Annotated in this window: 15 protein-coding genes; 13 read left to right on the plus strand and 2 right to left on the minus strand. The window is 65.3% G+C overall.

The window, feature by feature from the left end:
* Positions 1-152: 152 nt before the first annotated feature.
* The 12 genes from wecB to CVO77_RS02300 all read left to right on the plus strand — a co-directional run bounded on the left by wecB (position 153) and on the right by CVO77_RS02300 (position 12792).
* A complete protein-coding gene (gene wecB, locus CVO77_RS02245; RefSeq protein ID WP_105997701.1) occupies positions 153-1271 on the plus strand; it encodes a non-hydrolyzing UDP-N-acetylglucosamine 2-epimerase in 1119 nt (372 codons plus the stop codon).
* Complete coding sequence (wecC, locus tag CVO77_RS02250; protein WP_106000578.1) at positions 1258-2553, plus strand: UDP-N-acetyl-D-mannosamine dehydrogenase; 1296 nt, start codon at positions 1258-1260, stop codon at positions 2551-2553. The genes wecB and wecC overlap by 14 nt, the downstream gene beginning before the upstream one ends.
* Positions 2554-2652: 99 nt before the next feature.
* Positions 2653-3465: a class I mannose-6-phosphate isomerase gene (locus CVO77_RS02255; protein WP_105997702.1), complete on the plus strand. Its 813-nt coding sequence runs from the start codon at positions 2653-2655 to the stop codon at positions 3463-3465.
* 22 nt (positions 3466-3487) lie between these two features.
* Positions 3488-4561 carry a mannose-1-phosphate guanylyltransferase/mannose-6-phosphate isomerase gene (locus CVO77_RS02260; protein WP_105997703.1) on the plus strand — a complete coding sequence of 358 codons (1074 nt, stop codon included), beginning with the start codon at positions 3488-3490 and terminating at the stop codon, positions 4559-4561.
* Positions 4562-4612: 51 nt separating this feature from the next.
* Entirely contained in the window at positions 4613-5179 is a 567-nt protein-coding gene (hslV, locus tag CVO77_RS02265) for an ATP-dependent protease subunit HslV (RefSeq protein WP_105997704.1), read from the plus strand.
* Positions 5180-5181: 2 nt separating this feature from the next.
* Positions 5182-6483, plus strand: a complete 1302-nt coding sequence (hslU, locus tag CVO77_RS02270; protein WP_105997705.1) for an ATP-dependent protease ATPase subunit HslU — start codon at positions 5182-5184, stop codon at positions 6481-6483.
* A 339-nt stretch (positions 6484-6822) separates the two neighbouring features.
* The gene (locus tag CVO77_RS02275; RefSeq protein ID WP_105997706.1) at positions 6823-7683 is read left to right on the plus strand and encodes a helix-turn-helix domain-containing protein; all 861 of its coding nucleotides are present in this window, start codon (positions 6823-6825) and stop codon (positions 7681-7683) included.
* A 118-nt stretch (positions 7684-7801) separates the two neighbouring features.
* The gene (locus CVO77_RS02280) at positions 7802-8737 is read left to right on the plus strand and encodes a tetratricopeptide repeat protein (RefSeq protein ID WP_420822525.1); all 936 of its coding nucleotides are present in this window, start codon (positions 7802-7804) and stop codon (positions 8735-8737) included.
* A complete protein-coding gene (gene tilS / locus CVO77_RS02285) occupies positions 8691-9692 on the plus strand; it encodes a tRNA lysidine(34) synthetase TilS (RefSeq protein WP_105997707.1) in 1002 nt (333 codons plus the stop codon). Before CVO77_RS02280 ends, tilS begins: the two co-directional genes overlap by 47 nt.
* A gap of 86 nt (positions 9693-9778) precedes the next feature.
* Positions 9779-11722 (plus strand): ATP-dependent zinc metalloprotease FtsH, encoded by a 1944-nt coding sequence (ftsH, locus tag CVO77_RS02290; protein ID WP_105997708.1) that lies wholly within the window; start codon positions 9779-9781, stop codon positions 11720-11722.
* Positions 11723-11763: 41 nt separating this feature from the next.
* Positions 11764-12156 (plus strand): hypothetical protein, encoded by a 393-nt coding sequence (locus tag CVO77_RS02295; RefSeq protein ID WP_105997709.1) that lies wholly within the window; start codon positions 11764-11766, stop codon positions 12154-12156.
* Positions 12157-12186: 30 nt separating this feature from the next.
* Positions 12187-12792, plus strand: coding sequence for a DUF3800 domain-containing protein (locus CVO77_RS02300; protein ID WP_105997710.1), 606 nt, complete (start codon positions 12187-12189; stop codon positions 12790-12792).
* Positions 12793-12849: 57 nt separating this feature from the next.
* Here the strand turns inward: CVO77_RS02300 and rpoZ are convergent, their stop codons facing one another.
* Positions 12850-13194 carry a DNA-directed RNA polymerase subunit omega gene (gene rpoZ, locus CVO77_RS02305; protein ID WP_105997711.1) on the minus strand — a complete coding sequence of 115 codons (345 nt, stop codon included), beginning with the start codon at positions 13192-13194 and terminating at the stop codon, positions 12850-12852.
* A 478-nt stretch (positions 13195-13672) separates the two neighbouring features.
* Here rpoZ and CVO77_RS02310 point away from each other — a divergent pair, with 478 nt between their 5' ends.
* Positions 13673-14869 carry a phospholipase D-like domain-containing protein gene (locus tag CVO77_RS02310; RefSeq protein ID WP_105997712.1) on the plus strand — a complete coding sequence of 399 codons (1197 nt, stop codon included), beginning with the start codon at positions 13673-13675 and terminating at the stop codon, positions 14867-14869.
* A gap of 140 nt (positions 14870-15009) precedes the next feature.
* Here the strand turns inward: CVO77_RS02310 and CVO77_RS02315 are convergent, their stop codons facing one another.
* Positions 15010-15645, minus strand: a complete 636-nt coding sequence (locus CVO77_RS02315) for a class I SAM-dependent methyltransferase (protein WP_106000580.1) — start codon at positions 15643-15645, stop codon at positions 15010-15012.
* Between the last annotated feature and the right edge of the window lie 128 nt (positions 15646-15773).

Genomic DNA, 15773 nt, shown 5'->3' on the forward strand with positions numbered 1-15773 from the left:
GTTGCTCGCGAAAGGTTGCGCCCTCACTCGATAATTTCCCAACATGCCAATCGTCGTGCTTAAGAGTGCCGAAAGCATTTACAGGCTAAACCGATGAAGACTCATGATATCCGGGCGCGAAAATCGGATCGCGCGGTTCGGAGAATTTGCAGATGAAGATAGTGACGGTTTTCGGCACCCGGCCGGAAGCGATCAAGATGTTTCCCGTCGTCCAGGCCCTCCGCGGCCAGCCGAGCATCGAGGCCCGCGTTTGCGTCACCGCCCAGCACCGCGAAATGCTCGACCAGGTGCTCGAGATCGCCCGCATCACGCCCGACATCGACCTCGACGTCATGACGCCGAACCAGACGCTCGATGCGCTGCTCGCCCGGCTCGTCACGGGCCTCGGCGACAGCTTCGATGCCGAGAAGCCCGATCGCGTCCTCGTCCATGGCGATACGCTGACGACGATGGCGGCGACACTCGCCGCCTATTTCCGCAAGATTCCGGTCGGGCATGTCGAAGCGGGCTTGCGCAGCGGCAATATCTATCACCCCTGGCCCGAAGAGGTGAACCGCAAGATCGCGGGCGCCGTCGCCGACCTGCATTTTGCGCCGACCGAAACCGCCGCCGCCGCGCTGCGCGCCGAGAATGTGCCTGCCGACCGGATTCACGTCACCGGCAACACGGTGATCGACGCCTTGCTCGCGACCAGGGCGCGCATCGATGAAGAGCCCGCGCTGGCGGCGGGTCTCGACCCGCTCCTCGCCCGTTTCGCGGGGCAGCGCATCGTCGCCGTCACCTCGCACCGCCGCGAGAATTTCGGCGACGGGATGCGGGCGATCGCAGATGCCATCGCCGCCATCGCCGCGCGTCCCGATGTCGCGGTGATCTTTCCCGTCCATCCCAACCCGCATGTGCGCAGTTGCATGGAGCCGATCCTTGGCAACCTCTCGAACGTCGCGCTGATCGATCCGCTCGACTATCCGCACTTCGTCCGCCTGCTCGGCGCCTCGACGCTTGTCCTCACCGACAGCGGCGGCGTGCAGGAGGAAGCGCCCGCGCTCGGCAAGCCCGTCCTCGTGATGCGCGAGACGACCGAACGCCCCGAAGGAATCGAGGCGGGCACCGCCCGGCTCGTCGGCACCGACAAGAATCGTATCGTTTCTGAAATTTTCAGCCTTTTGGACGATGAAGGCGCCTATGATGCCATGGCGCGCGCGCATAATCCTTTCGGGGACGGCCGCGCGGCGGAAAGAATAGCGGAGATTATTGCGCGTGCCCATCGATAGCGATCAGAATGTCACCGTCCTCGGTTTGGGCTATATCGGCCTGCCGACCGCCGCGCTGATCGCGCGTTCGGGCAGCCGCGTCACCGGCGTCGACGTCAGCCAGCACGTCGTCGACACGGTCAACAACGGCAAGGTTCACATCGAGGAAGTCGATCTCGACGGCCTCGTCCAGGGCGTCGTATCGCGCGGCACGCTCGTTGCCTCGACCGACGTCGCCCCCGCCGACGTCTTCGTCATCGCGGTGCCGACCCCGCACGACGAGGAGCATCGCCCCGACATCTCCCACGTCCTTGTCGCCGCGCGCGCGATCGCGCCGAAGCTTAAAGTCGGCAATCTCGTCATCCTCGAATCGACCTCGCCCATCGGCACGACCGAAAAAGTCGCCGCCTTGCTCGCCGAGCTTCGCCCCGACCTCAAGGTTCCAGGTGCCTGCACCGGCGCCGCCGATGTCTTCGTCGCGCATTGCCCCGAGCGCGTATTGCCCGGCCGCATCCTCGTAGAGCTTGTCGATAACGACCGCTGCATCGGCGGCATCACCCCGCGATGCGCACGCCGCGCGATGACCTTTTACCGCCAGTTCGTGCGCGGCGCCTGCGTCACCACCTCGGCGCGCGCCGCCGAAATGGTGAAGCTGGTCGAGAACAGCTACCGCGACGTCAACATCGCCTTTGCCAACGAGCTGTCGATGATGGCCGAGCATCTGGGCGTCGATATATGGGAGGTGATCCGCCTCGCCAACCGCCACCCGCGCGTCAACATCCTCCAGCCCGGCCCCGGCGTCGGCGGCCATTGCATTGCCGTTGACCCCTGGTTCCTCGTCCACGGCGCTCCCGACCACAGCCGCCTGATCCGCACTGCGCGCGAGGTCAATCTCGCCAAGACCGCGCATGTCATCGGCGGCGCCGAAATGCTCGTTTCGCAGCATCCCAAGGCGCGCGTCGCCTGCCTCGGCCTGGCTTTCAAGCCCAATATCGACGATTTCCGCGAAAGCCCCGCGGTCGAGGTCGCCGCCGCGCTCGCGCGCCGGTTCGGCCAGCAGATCCAGATCGTCGAGCCCCATGCCCGCAGCCTGCCGAGGGAATTCGCGGGAACGGGCGCCGACCTGATCGATCTCGACAGCGCGCTCGCCACCTGCGACCTGCTGATCGTCCTCGTCGATCATGATCTCTTCAAGTCGATCCCGCTCGAAGAGCGCGGCGACAAGATTGTCTATGACACGCGCGGCCTGTGGCTCGACCAACCGGGTGGCACGACCGGCAACCGCCTGCACCGCGCGGCCTGACGCTCCTGATTTTACGCAACGAACCGGATGCTATCGGGTTATAGGTTGATCTCCCCAAATCGTCATCGTGACGAAAAGAGCGATAGGTCCTTAACCTGCATGTCCGCGCTGACCCGCCTCGAAACCATCATCGTCGAGAAGCCGTGGGGACGCACCGACATCCCCGCGGCGTTCGGCGATTTCGGTGGCCGCCGCATCGGCGAGATATGGTTCGCGCATCCGGCCGGCGACGATGCGCCGATCATGGTCAAATTCCTCTTCACCTCGGAGCGACTGTCGATTCAGGTCCACCCCGGCGACCTGGCTGCTCGCGCCGCCGGCTACCCGCGCGGCAAGGAGGAATGCTGGCTGGTGTTGAACGCCGAGCCCGATGCCAGGCTCGGGGTCGGCCTCACCGCCGCGACGACACACGAGGCGCTGCATGACGCCGCGCTCGACGGCTCGATCGTCGATATGATCGACTGGCGCCCAGCCGAGGCCGACGACTTCGTCTATAACCAGGCTGGCACAATCCACGCGATCGGCGCCGGCCTGACCGTCGTCGAGGTGCAACAGAATATCGACTGCACCTATCGCCTTTATGACTACGGCCGCCCGCGCGAGTTGCATCTCGATGCCGGGCTCGCGGTTGCCCAACTCGCCCCGCGCCCCGATCCGCGCGATGGCCGCGTTGCCGCAACCGACAATCGTCTGCTCGTCGATGGACCGCATTTCCGGCTGCTCCATCTGTCGGGCCCGGACGCGGCGCCGATGCTGCCACGCGAAGCTGGCGATTTCACCTTCGTTCCGCTATCACAGGGATGCAGCATAGGCGGCGAAGCGGTGAGGCTCGGCGAATGTGTTGCGACCGACCGTGCCGACACGATCATGCTGGCGCCCGGAGCTCGTGCGCTGCTGAGTTGGCCTGCCTGATTTCCTCCCCTGAAGGGTCAAGATGAACAAAATCGTCCCCGTGATCCTCTCCGGCGGCTCGGGCACACGCCTGTGGCCGGTATCGACCGGCGCTGCGCCCAAGCAGTTCCAGCCACTGACCGGCGGCGACAGCATGTTCCTGCAAACGCTCGGCCGCGCGGCCGACCGCACCCGCTTCGCCGCACCGCTGATCGTCTGTGGCCCAGCGCATGTCGCGCATGTCGAGGCCGATCTCGCCGCGGCGGGCATCGCCGACGCACGGATCATCGTCGAACCCGCCGCGCGCAACACGGCGCCGGCGATCGCGCTCGCCGCGTTCGCCGCCGCTGCCGAGCATCCCGCCGCGACGATTCTCGTCATGCCCGCCGACCATGTGATGACCGATGTCCCGGCGTTCCTGGGCGCGATCGAGGCCGCACGTCCCGCGGTCGAGGCCGGCGCGCTCGCTACCTTCGGCATCGCGCCCTCGCATCCCGAAACCGGCTATGGCTATATCGCCGCGGGCGATCCGCTCGCCGATGTCCCGGGCGTTCACACGGTCCGGCGCTTCGTCGAAAAGCCCGCGCGCGACAGGGCGGAAGCGATGCTCGCGGAGGGCCGCCATTATTGGAACGCCGGCATCTTCCTGATGCGCGCCGACCGCTTCCTCGCCGAGCTTGAGCGGCAACAGTCCGCGATGGCCCTGACCTGCGCGGCGGCGGTCGCAAAGGCGCGGCGCGACGGCACGCGCATTCATCCCGACCCCGACGCTTTCCTTGCCAGCCCATCGGACTCGATCGACTATGCCGTGATGGAGGGCGCCGAGCGGGTCGTCGTCACTCCCGTCGATCCCGGCTGGTCCGACGTCGGCGGCTGGGCGGCGCTGCACGAACTCGGCGACAAGGACGCGGCCGGCAATGTCTGCATCGGCGATGTCATCGCGATCGACGCGACGGGCAATTATCTTCGCGCTTGCGACGGCAAGCGCGTCGCCGTCGTCGGCGTCTCCGACCTGATCGTGGTTACGCACGGCGACGACATATTGGTCATTCCGCGCGAACGCGCGCAGGAGGTCAAGGCGATCGTCGAATATCTGAAGGCAAATCCGCCGCGCTGACCGCCCCCCCTCCCCTTGCGGGCAGCGGGGCCATTGCCCATATCCCGGCCCATGACCAATCCCCATGCGCATAGTGCCGCGCCCTGGCACGGAACCACCATCCTTTCCGCCCGCAGCCCCGACAAGGTCGTCGTCATCGGCGACGGCCAGGTCTCGATGGGCCAGACGGTGATGAAGCCGAACGCGAAAAAGGTGCGCCGTCTCCACGACGGCAGCGTCATTGGCGGCTTCGCGGGCGCGACCGCCGACGCCTTCACTCTGTTCGAACGGCTCGAGGCCAAGCTCGAACGCCATAATGGGCAGCTCCTCCGCGCCGCGGTCGAGCTGGCGAAGGACTGGCGCACCGACAAATATCTTCGCAACCTGGAGGCGATGATGATCGTCGCCGACAAGGAAGTGACGTTCGTCATTACCGGCAACGGCGACGTGCTCGAGCCCAAGGGCGGCATCGCCGCGATCGGATCGGGCGGCAATTTCGCGCTCTCGGCGGCGCGGGCGCTCACCGATTATGAAAAGGATCCCGAGGTGCTGGCGAGGAAGGCGATGGAGGTCGCAGCCGAGATCTGCGTCTACACCAACGACCAGTTCACCTCCGAAACCATCGAAATCCGGAAATAAACATGAACAAGGATCTGACTCCAAAGGCGATCGTCGCCGCATTGGACGCGCATATCATCGGCCAGAGCGCCGCAAAGCGCGCGGTCGCCGTCGCGCTGCGCAACCGCTGGCGCCGCCAGCAACTTTCCCCCGACCTGCGCGACGAGGTGAGCCCCAAGAATATCCTGATGATCGGCCCGACGGGTTGCGGCAAGACCGAAATATCGCGCCGCTTGGCGAAACTCGTCGATGCGCCCTTCATCAAGGTCGAGGCGACCAAGTTCACCGAGGTCGGCTATGTCGGCCGCGACGTCGAGCAGATCGCGCGCGATCTCGTCGAGGAAGCGGTGCGGCTGGAACGCGACCGCCGCCGCAATGCGGTGCGCGCCGCCGCCGAAGAGGCCGCGATGGAGCGGTTGCTCGACGCGCTCACCGGCAAGGGAGCGAGCGAGGCGACCCGCCAGAGTTTTCGCCAGCGCATCCGCGAAGGGCATCTCGACGATAGCGATGTCGAGATCGAGGTGGCCGATGCGCCGAGCATGGCGTTCGACCTGCCCGGCCAACCGGGGCAGATGAGCATGATCAACCTCTCCGACATGCTCGGCAAGGCGATGGGCGGCGCCCCTAAAAAGCGCCGCAAGCTCAAAGTGATCGAGGCCGCGACGCGGCTGATCGAGGAGGAGCAGGACAAGCGCCTCGACCAGGACGATGTCGCGCGCGTCGCGCTCGCCGATGCCGAGGCGAACGGCATCGTCTTCCTCGACGAGATCGACAAGATCGCGGTCAGCGACGTGCGCGGCGGCTCGGTGAGCCGCGAGGGCGTGCAGCGCGACCTGTTGCCGCTGATCGAAGGCACGACCGTCGCGACCAAATATGGCCCAATGAAGACCGACCACATCCTGTTCATCGCCAGCGGCGCCTTCCATGTCGCCAAGCCGAGTGACCTGCTTCCCGAGCTTCAGGGACGCCTCCCGATCCGCGTCGAGCTGGGCGCGCTGACCGAAGAGGATTTTGTCCGTATCCTGAGTGAAACCAAGGCGGGGCTGCCCGAACAATATGTCGCGCTGCTCGGCACCGAGGGGGTGACGCTGACCTTCACCGGCGACGCCATCGCGCGCGTCGCGAAGCTCGCGGCCGAGGTCAACGAGAAGGTCGAGAATATCGGCGCGCGCCGCCTCCAGACGATCATGGAGCGGCTGGTCGAGGAAATCAGCTTCACCGCCGAAGATGTCGGCGGCACCACGCTCGACATCGACGCAGCCTATGTCGATACCCAACTCGCCGATATCGTCGGCGATACCGACCTCAGCAAATATGTGCTCTAGCGGTTGATACCCGCTTCCGACCAGAACGCAGCGCTTGGTATCTCCTACCTTCGTCATTCCCGCGAAAGCGGGAACCCAGTGCGGAGTCAGCCGACGCATGCTCTGGGTTCCCGCTTTCGCGGGAATGACGAAGATTGGGGAATGGCCGCTTCCCACCCCCCAAAACCGTCATTCTTTCGCCCGGCCTCGCCCCAATCCATTTCCCTTTCCGCCAACCCTGAAACCGCTTCTTTTCAGCCGGTCGTTTACCGAACTTCATTTGACTTTCGCGCGCCGTCAATGCGATGAACGGCCCCGCACGGTCGAACCGGGTTGCAACCGACCGGCAAGGAGACAGCGATGGCAGACGACGAAACCGCCCCCGAGCAGGGCGAGTTGGCGATCACGCGCACCGGCGACAAGCTGAGGTTGGCGCGCGAGGCCGCTGGCCTGTCGCTCGCCGACGTGGCGGCGCGCACGCGAATTACCCAAAGGCATCTTGAGGCCATTGAAAAGTCCGATTTCTCGGAGCTTCCGGGCCGGACCTATGTGACCGGCTTCGCGCGCGCTTATGCCCGCGCGATCGACCTTCCCGAGGCGGAGGTTGGGGCGTCGATCCGCCGCGAGCTCGAAGAGGATCAATATGGCGCACGTCCGGCCTATGAAGCTTATGAGCCGACCGATCCGGCGCGTCTGCCCACCGCGCGGCTGACCTGGACGCTCGTCATCGTCGCGCTGCTGCTCGTCTCGGCCTATGGCGTCTGGCGTTTCCTGTCGGTCGAACCCGACGAAGCGCTGATCGCGGCGCAGAACCAGGCGGCCGAGGAGTCCGAAGCCCCGGCCACCACCGCCGCGCCGGTGGCGGCACCGGCGAAGGCCGGGACCCCGATCGCGGCCAACGCGCCGGTCGTGCTGACCGGCGTGTCGGAAGTGTGGATCGGCTTCGACGATGCGCAGGGCAAGACCGAGAATTGGCGGACGCTCGATCCGGGCGAAACCTATGAGGTGCCGGCCGCCTATATCGAACAGTTCACGCTTCGCACCAGCATCCCGCAGGCGCTGAAAGTCACCGTGGGCGGCCGCGATGTCGGCCCGATCGGCCCCGCCGACACGCTGGTCAAGGGCATCTCGCTGAAACCCGCCGACCTCGTCGCGCGCGGCGGCGGCAGCGCCGGAACGAGCGCCCCGGCATCGACGGCTGCGCCCAAAACCGGGCGCTGATCGCCGCCATCTAGACGAAGCGAAACGGCGGCGCGCTGAAATGGGTTTGCGCCGCCGCCGTTTCGGGCGTTATGAAGGCCGGTACAAAATTGGTTAATCTGCGGGGGCCTATCGGCAAATGATGAAGCATGTCACTCTCATGGGCGTGGCGGCGGTCGCGATTGCGGCGGCCGCGCCGGCACAGGCGCAAGACACCAATGTCACCAAGCGCGTCGATCGGCTCGAAAAGGAAATGCGCGCGGTCCAGCGTCAGGTCTTTCCCGGCGGCGCCCCGACCTTCTTCGAGGGCGAGATCGCACCCGATAACACGCCAGGCGAGCGCGCCAAGGCCGCGACCCCGGTCGCGGACTTGACCGCACGGGTCGATGCGCTGGAATCGCAGCTTCAGACGCTGACCGGCCAGACCGAGCAGAACGCCTATCACCTGCGCGAACTCGAAAAACAATTCACCGCCTATAAGGCCGAGATGGAGCAGCGCTTCGCGCCCGGCGCTCCCGCCGCAGATGCGACGCCCGCGAGCCTTCCCATCACGCCGACAACGCGGCCAGCGACGACGCTCGCCTCAACCACCAGCACAGCCCCAGCAAAAAAGCCGGCCGTCAAGCCCGCGTCACCCGACGCCGCGCGCCTCGCCCTCGTCAAGAAGGTCGAAATCCCCTCGACGGGCAACGAGCCGCAGGATGCCTATAATTATGGCTTTCGCCTGTGGGACGCGAAACTCTATCCCGAAGCGGAAACCCAGCTCAAGACCGTCGTGACCAAATGGCCGAAGAGCAACCAGGCAAGCTTCGCCCAGAATCTGCTCGGCCGCGCCTATCTCGACGAGGGCAAGCCCAGCCTTGCCGCGGTAGCCTTTTACAATAATTACAAGGATCGGCCGAGCGGGGCCCGCGCGCCGCACAGCCTGATGTATATGGGCGTCGCGCTCGAAAAGCTCGGCCGCAAGGCCGACGCCTGCAAGGCGTTCCGCGAACTTGAAGATGTTTACGGCGACAAAGCGCCCCAGGATGTCCGCACCGATGCAGCCGCCGCAAAAGCAAAAGCAGGCTGCTGACAGCAGCGAGGCCGTCGAACGGCTCGCGCGCGACCTCGCCGCGCTCGCCGGGGCGGACTGGCAGCGACTGCATTATGGCGTCGCGGTCTCGGGCGGCCCCGACAGCATGGCGCTGCTCTGGCTGATGGCGACGCTGCTGCCCGGTCAGGTTCGGGCGGCGACGGTCGATCATGGGCTGCGCAAGGGGTCGGACGAGGAAGCCCGCATGGTTGCGGGCTTCTGCGCGCGCGAGCATATTCCGCATGACACGCTGCGTCCGCCGACGCCGATCCGGGGATCGCAACAGGCGGCGGCGCGCGCCGAGCGCTATCGCCTGCTCGAAACATGGCGCCAGGCGCATGATATCGCGCATATCCTGACCGCGCATCATGCCGACGACCAGCTCGAAACGATCGTCATGCGGCTCAATCGCGCCAGCGGGGTCGGCGGACTTGCGGCGATCCGCGCGCGCAACGGCTCCATTCTGCGCCCGCTGCTGCACTGGCGCCGCGACGATCTGATGCGGATCGCGTTCGATAACGACATTCCCTTTGTCGATGATCCGTCGAACGCCGACGACCGGTTCGACCGCGCGCGGCTGCGCCATGCGCTGCGCGCCCAGACCACGCTCGACGTCGAGGCGGCGGCGCGTTCGGCGCGCTGGCTTGCCGAAGCCGACGAAGCGATCGACTGGGCCGTCGAACGGCTGATCGCCTCCTGGCCCGATGCCTCCGATATCGCGGTGATCCGCGACGAAGGCTATCCGCCCGAGATGCTCCGCCGCGTCGTCACCCAGCGGCTGCGCGCCAACGACCCCGGACTCGCGCTGCGCGGCGCCTCGCTCGACGGCGTGATCGCCGCGATGAAAGAGGGTCGGCGCGCGATGGTCGGCGCGCTGTTGATCGACGCGGTTCCCGGTCTCGCGCGCACCATCTGGCGCATTTCCGCGGCGCCACGACGGAAAGCCCGAAAATAGGTCAATCTGGCTCATTGTCATTTAACCCGATTATCCTACATTATCGGGAGTGATGCGCGGCGTGCGCAAATTTTGGAAAGATTCCGATGCAGGACGACAAGGAGCCGCAGGGCAACCCCTGGATGAAGAGCGTGATGATCTGGAGCGGCATTCTGCTTGCCATGCTCCTCGTCGCCTCGATTTTCGGGGGCGCGGCACAGCCGACCGGCAATACGCTCGCCTATTCCGAATTCCGGCAGAAGGTGCAGGAAGGCGCGGTCAAGCAGGTCGTGCTGTCGGAGGATCGCGTCACTGGCGAATTGACCAATGGCGACCGCTTCACCGCCAATATCGTACGCGATCCCGAACTGCTCAAAATGCTCAACGACAATAATGTCAAATATGACGGCAAGCCGACCGAGACCGGCAATATCTGGGTCTATCTCCTGATCCAGTCGCTGCCCTTCCTGCTGATCCTGGGCATCGCTTTCTTCGTTTTTCGCCAGGTGCAGAAAAACAACGGCTCGGGCGCGATGGGCTTTGGCAAGTCGCGCGCCAAGATGCTGACCGAAAAGCAGGGCCGCGTGACCTTCGACGATGTCGCCGGCATCGACGAGGCGCGTGAGGAACTTGAGGAAATCGTCGAATTCCTGAAAGACCCAACCAAATTCTCGAAGCTCGGCGGCCAGATTCCGAAGGGCGCTTTGCTCGTCGGATCCCCCGGCACCGGCAAGACCTTGCTCGCCCGCGCGATCGCGGGCGAGGCTGGCGTGCCTTTCTTCACCATTTCGGGCTCGGACTTCGTCGAGATGTTCGTCGGCGTCGGCGCCAGCCGCGTCCGCGACATGTTCGAACAGGCCAAGCGCAACGCGCCGTGCATCGTCTTCATCGACGAGATCGACGCGGTCGGCCGCCATCGCGGCGCCGGGCTCGGCAATGGCAATGACGAGCGCGAGCAGACACTGAACCAGCTGCTCGTCGAGATGGACGGCTTCGAGGCGAACGAAGGCATCATCATCGTTGCCGCGACCAACCGCCCCGACGTCCTCGACCCCGCGCTGCTGCGTCCGGGCCGCTTCGATCGCCAGGTCGTCGTGCCGCGCCCCGATATCGAGGGTCGCCAGAAGATCCTCGAGGTCCACACGCGCAAAAAGCCGCTCGCGCCCGACGTCGACCTGCGCCGTGTCGCCCGCGGCACCCCCGGCTTCTCGGGCGCCGACCTCGCCAATCTTTGCAACGAAGCCGCGCTGCTCGCGGCGCGCAAGGGCAAGCGCCTGATCGCGTCGGACGAGTTCGAGGAAGCGAAGGACAAGGTCATGATGGGCGCCGAGCGCCGTTCGATGGTCATGACCGAGGACGAGAAGAAGGCGACCGCCTATCACGAGGCCGGCCACGCGCTCGTCTCGCTCCACGTCGAGGGTAACGACCCGCTGCATAAGGTCACGATCATTCCGCGCGGCCGCGCGCTGGGAGTGACGTGGAATCTGCCCGAACGCGACCGTTATTCGACCAATATGAAGCAGATGAAGGCGCGCCTCGCGCTCTGCTTCGGCGGCCGCATCGCCGAACAGCTCATCTACGGCAAGGACGAGCTCAACACCGGCGCCTCGAACGATATCCAGCAGGCGACCGACATGGCGCGCTCGATGGTCATGGAATATGGCATGTCCGACAAGCTCGGCTGGCTGCGCTATCGCGACAATCAGGACGAGGTGTTCCTCGGCCACAGCGTGTCGCGCGCTCAGAATATGTCGGAAGAGACCGCCAAGCTGATCGACGCCGAGGTTCGCCGCCTCGTCGAGGAAGGCGAGAATGTCGCGCGCAAGGTGCTGACCGACAATCTCGACCAGCTTCACCTGCTCGCCGGCGCGCTCCTCGAATATGAGACGCTGTCGGGCGAGGAGTCGAAGCGCGCGATCAAGGGCGAGGATATCGGCCGCGAAAATGATCAGGACAAGCACGGCAACCCGGTTCAGGGCCATGCCGGCGGCCTGCCGCAGATCAAGCGCAAGCCGCGCCCGTTCGGCGGCGCCAACCCGCAAGGCGTCTGAATTCAGACCTCGTTCATGGATTCGGCACGATTTCGGCCCGCATGACCAAAGGGGGAATGCGGATCGGAGCGGCTCTCGCCGCGCTCGGCGCGGGCGCGATGCTGTGCGCCATGGCGCCGGGCGACATGAGCGTCGCGACCTTCCTGTCGCGCGCCAGCTTGCTTGAACGACTGGGGCCGCTGGCGATAGCGACACCCGAAGCTCATTATCTGAAGGGCGAGGTGATCGCCGCGGGCAAGCGTTACAAGGCGCGGATCGACGCCGATCGCAAGGCTGGACGCAAGACCACGAGTTGCCCGCCCGAAAGCGGCTCACTCACCCCCGACCAGTGGCTCGCCCATCTGCGCAGCTATCCGCCGCAATCGCGCAAATCGATTTCGATCTATTCGGCATTCGACGGCTTGATGCGGAAACGCTATCCCTGCCCCGCCTGATACGGAGCATGGGTCGAAGAAGGATGCGCGATGACGATCTATTGTGACGAATCGGGCGGGCTCAACACAGGAGTCATGACCTTCGCGGCCGTGATGCTCACGCCCGACACCGCCGCGGCGATCCATGCCCGCTTCCGCGCCGTCACCGGACTGCGCGGCGAGCTCAAGGGCAGCCGGATCAGCCTGACCGAGCGCGCCTATCTGCTCGAACTCTTCGACCGCGCGGGCGGGCGGGCGTGGGTCGCGGTGGCGAAACGCGACCGCCTCGCGCCGCCTGCCGATGGCAGGCTCGCGACCGACCTTGCGCTCTATACCGCTCTGCTCGATCTCGCGGTAAGCAGTTGGCTTCCCGAAACGGGCGGCGTCTGCACCGACGTCGTGATCGACGACGGCCGCTACGACCCGGTGATCCTGGCCGGGGTGCGCGCGACGATCCAGGACGGTCTCGCCGGTTGGGGCCAGGCCTCGCTTGCCGACAGCCGGCGCTCGGACGGCGTGCAGATCGCCGACGTGATCGCGAACAGCCTGTTCAACGTCGAAATCGGGTCGCCACGCGCGCACCGCATCAGCGTCATCCTCGAACCGTTGCGTACATCGCGCGCGCTTCGCATCGCGGAACTGACGACGCTTCTATAAATGCAAAAAGGGCCGCGGTTTCCCGCGGCCCCCTTGGGTGTAGATCGAAGCCGACGCTTACTCGAAGTCGCCGCCACCGCCGGCCGGGCTGCGCGGCGGCGCCGCGGCGGTCAGGCGCAGCGCTTCGGCCGAACGCGCGATCGAGCTGATTTCATCGGGCGTATCGTCGTCGTCGACGACAACCTTCTGAAGCGAGCCGACGAGCGCGTCGCCGAGATCGACCGGACGAACCGTCTGCTCGGCGATTTCGCGCAGCGCGACGACGGGATTCTTGTCGCGGTCGCGATCGATCGTCAGTTCGGAACCGCCCGAGATTTCGCGGGCGCGATGCGCGGAGAGCAGCACCAGATCAAAGCGGTTGGGAACCTTGTCGACGCAATCTTCGACAGTAACGCGGGCCATTGTATTTCCTTAGAAGAGGAGAGGCCAGCCAGAGGTATGGCGGCAAGCGCTGCGCGCTAGCAGCGGACGCCGTCCATGTCAATCAAACCGCTGCGCCGCCGCCCCGAACCGGAGCCATTCCGTGATAAAACCGCTGTCCTACAAAATCGGGCCGCGGTAGCTTCGACATATGTTTCATGCTGCCTTCGTCTCCAAAGCCGCGCCTGCCACGGGGCTTGCGCGGGAACTGCCGCTTAAAGCCACAAAGGACACAATCTCATGCCGTTCATGCGGGGCTTTTGTGCCCTTAAGCGCGGCCGTAAATCCAGCGAGGAACGATCCGCAACGCGATTCCAGAGTGAAGTTGCGCAGTTTTCCGTGCATTCACGAAAGTCCTTCTCTGCGATCTTCGCGATCTCCGCGCAAATCCATGAGATGCGCCCGGGCGTCCCCCACCCTGCCCTTGCGGGCTCCACGCCCCCACGCCTATGAGCAGAGCATGACCGAGCCCGATGCAGCCGCCGGCACCCTCGATATGTTGAAGGCGGACGTCGCGGGCCATCGGCTGGAGGTCATCTTCGACGGCCAACGGCGACTCGAACGACTGCTCGCGCTGATCGGCGGCGCGATCCGCAGCATCGACCTGACCATATATATCTTCGAGGACGACAGCGCCGGGAAACAAATTCTCGGCGCGATGACCGCGGCGGCGCAGCGCGGCGTGCGCGTGCGCGCGATCATCGACAGCTTCGGGTCGGGCGACATATCCGACCATTTCTTCGCGCCGCTCCGCGCCGCCGGCGGCAGCGTCATCTTCTTCTCGCGGCGCTGGCGGTCGAGCTATCTCGTCCGCAATCACCAGAAGCTGCTGCTGATCGACGGCGAAGTTGGCGTGACCGGCGGCTTCAACATCGCCGACCCCTATCTCAGCCGCAACCAAGCGCATTGCTGGTTCGATCTTGGCGTCGTCGTTCGCGGGCCCGTGGTCGCGGACATGGTCCGATGGTTCGAGGCGCTTCACCAATATACGGTTCATGACGACGGCAAACTGCTGATGCTGCGCCGGCTGATCCGCGAATGGCCTGTCAATGGCAAGCCGCTGTCCTGGCTGGTCGGCGGGCCGACGCAGCGCCTGTCGCCCTGGGCGCGGATGGTGCGCGGCGACCTGGTGGGGGCGAGGCGGCTCGACATGGCGATGGCCTATTTCTCGCCCGGCCAGGGCATGTTGCGACGGCTCGGCCGGGTTGCGCGGACGGGACAGGCGCGCTTCATGATGGCGGCAAAGTCGGACAATCCCGCCACGATCGGCGCATCGCGGCTGCTATACGGCTATCTGCTCCGCCAGAAAGCGACGATCTGGGAATATCAGCCGTGTCGGTTGCATATGAAGCTGATCATTATCGACGATGTCGTCCATGTCGGCACCGCCAATTTCGACATGCGCAGCCTGTTCCTGAACGTCGAGGGGATGCTGCGCATCGCCGACGCGGACTTCGCGCAGCAGATGCGCGCGTTTCTGGACGGACTGGAGGGCGATTGCGAGATCGTCACCGCGGCAAGCCACAAGGCACGCGCAAGCTGGCTGACGCGGCTGCGCTGGACGCTCGCCTGGTTCGTCGTCGGCGTCGCCGATTATACGGTGACGCGGCGACTGAATTTCGGACTCGGCGAGATCGATCCCGAGACGGAAATCTAGGGCCGATCGACATTCAGAAGATGGCGCGTCGAAAATGGTGGTTTTTCGCGACCCGGAGCGCAGCGTGCTGTCTGCACGTGAGCACCGGAAGCGCGGAAAGCCGCCATTTGCAGGCCGCCAGAGCTGAATGTCGATCGGCCCTAGTCTTTCCAGCCCCAGAACAGGAAGCAAGGCGGGACGTTCACCCACTCGAACGCATTGTCGATGCGCCGGAAATGTTCGGCAAGGAAATCGCGGGCGCGGGCGCGGAATTGATAGACGAGGAAAGCGCCGCCCGGGCGCAGCACGCGGTGCGTCGCCGCGGCGATCGCTGGGCCAATGCCCGCGGGCAAGGTTGAGAAGGGCAAGCCCGACAGCACATAGTCGGCCTGCTCGAAGCCGTGCGCGCGAACGATCTGCTCGACATCGGCGGCCGAGCCATGAACCGCGATGAAGCGGCTGTCGCGGATGTCCTTTCGCAGATAGTCGATGAAATCGGGGTTGGTGTCGATCGCGATCAATGTCGCGTCGCCCGCCATGCGTTCGAGCACCGGGCGGCAGAAGGTGCCGACGCCGGGGCCATATTCGACGAACAATTTCGTATTCTGCCAGTCGACCGGGCGCAGCATGTGGCGGATCAGCGTCGGCGACGACGGAACGATCGACCCCACCATGACCGGATGCTTGACGAAGCCCTTCACGAACATGCCCCACGGGCCGAAAAAGCGTTTCAGCTTCTCGCGAAGCTTGCGGATCGGCGCGACGTTCGATTGGGCCTGCGCCCGAGGATTGGTCATGATGGCTTTCGCATTGTTGCGGCTGGACAAGTGCGTGGCAAAATCGGCGCGATGGCGCAAGGAAAGAGTCGGTCTTGACTCTGGACAGCCCCCCTTTCGCGTGTAGGGAGACCTGTGCTGCGGCGCAG

This window comes from Sphingopyxis lindanitolerans (assembly GCF_002993885.1).
In the GTDB taxonomy this organism is placed as follows: domain Bacteria; phylum Pseudomonadota; class Alphaproteobacteria; order Sphingomonadales; family Sphingomonadaceae; genus Sphingopyxis; species Sphingopyxis lindanitolerans.

What these genes read in the sequence shown, in the direction of transcription:
- wecB (WP_105997701.1), top strand. Translation starts at nt 153, where the DNA reads ATGAAGATAGTGACGGTTTTCGGCACCCGGCCGGAAGCGATCAAGATG.
- CVO77_RS02255 (WP_105997702.1), top strand. Translation starts at nt 2,653, where the DNA reads ATGTCCGCGCTGACCCGCCTCGAAACCATCATCGTCGAGAAGCCGTGG.
- CVO77_RS02260 (WP_105997703.1), top strand. Translation starts at nt 3,488, where the DNA reads ATGAACAAAATCGTCCCCGTGATCCTCTCCGGCGGCTCGGGCACACGC.
- hslV (WP_105997704.1), top strand. Translation starts at nt 4,613, where the DNA reads ATGACCAATCCCCATGCGCATAGTGCCGCGCCCTGGCACGGAACCACC.
- hslU (WP_105997705.1), top strand. Translation starts at nt 5,182, where the DNA reads ATGAACAAGGATCTGACTCCAAAGGCGATCGTCGCCGCATTGGACGCG.
- CVO77_RS02275 (WP_105997706.1), top strand. Translation starts at nt 6,823, where the DNA reads ATGGCAGACGACGAAACCGCCCCCGAGCAGGGCGAGTTGGCGATCACG.
- CVO77_RS02280 (WP_420822525.1), top strand. Translation starts at nt 7,802, where the DNA reads ATGATGAAGCATGTCACTCTCATGGGCGTGGCGGCGGTCGCGATTGCG.
- tilS (WP_105997707.1), top strand. Translation starts at nt 8,691, where the DNA reads ATGTCCGCACCGATGCAGCCGCCGCAAAAGCAAAAGCAGGCTGCTGAC.
- ftsH (WP_105997708.1), top strand. Translation starts at nt 9,779, where the DNA reads ATGCAGGACGACAAGGAGCCGCAGGGCAACCCCTGGATGAAGAGCGTG.
- CVO77_RS02295 (WP_105997709.1), top strand. Translation starts at nt 11,764, where the DNA reads ATGACCAAAGGGGGAATGCGGATCGGAGCGGCTCTCGCCGCGCTCGGC.
- CVO77_RS02300 (WP_105997710.1), top strand. Translation starts at nt 12,187, where the DNA reads ATGACGATCTATTGTGACGAATCGGGCGGGCTCAACACAGGAGTCATG.
- rpoZ (WP_105997711.1), bottom strand. Translation starts at nt 13,194, where the DNA reads ATGGCCCGCGTTACTGTCGAAGATTGCGTCGACAAGGTTCCCAACCGC.
- CVO77_RS02310 (WP_105997712.1), top strand. Translation starts at nt 13,673, where the DNA reads ATGACCGAGCCCGATGCAGCCGCCGGCACCCTCGATATGTTGAAGGCG.
- CVO77_RS02315 (WP_106000580.1), bottom strand. Translation starts at nt 15,645, where the DNA reads ATGACCAATCCTCGGGCGCAGGCCCAATCGAACGTCGCGCCGATCCGC.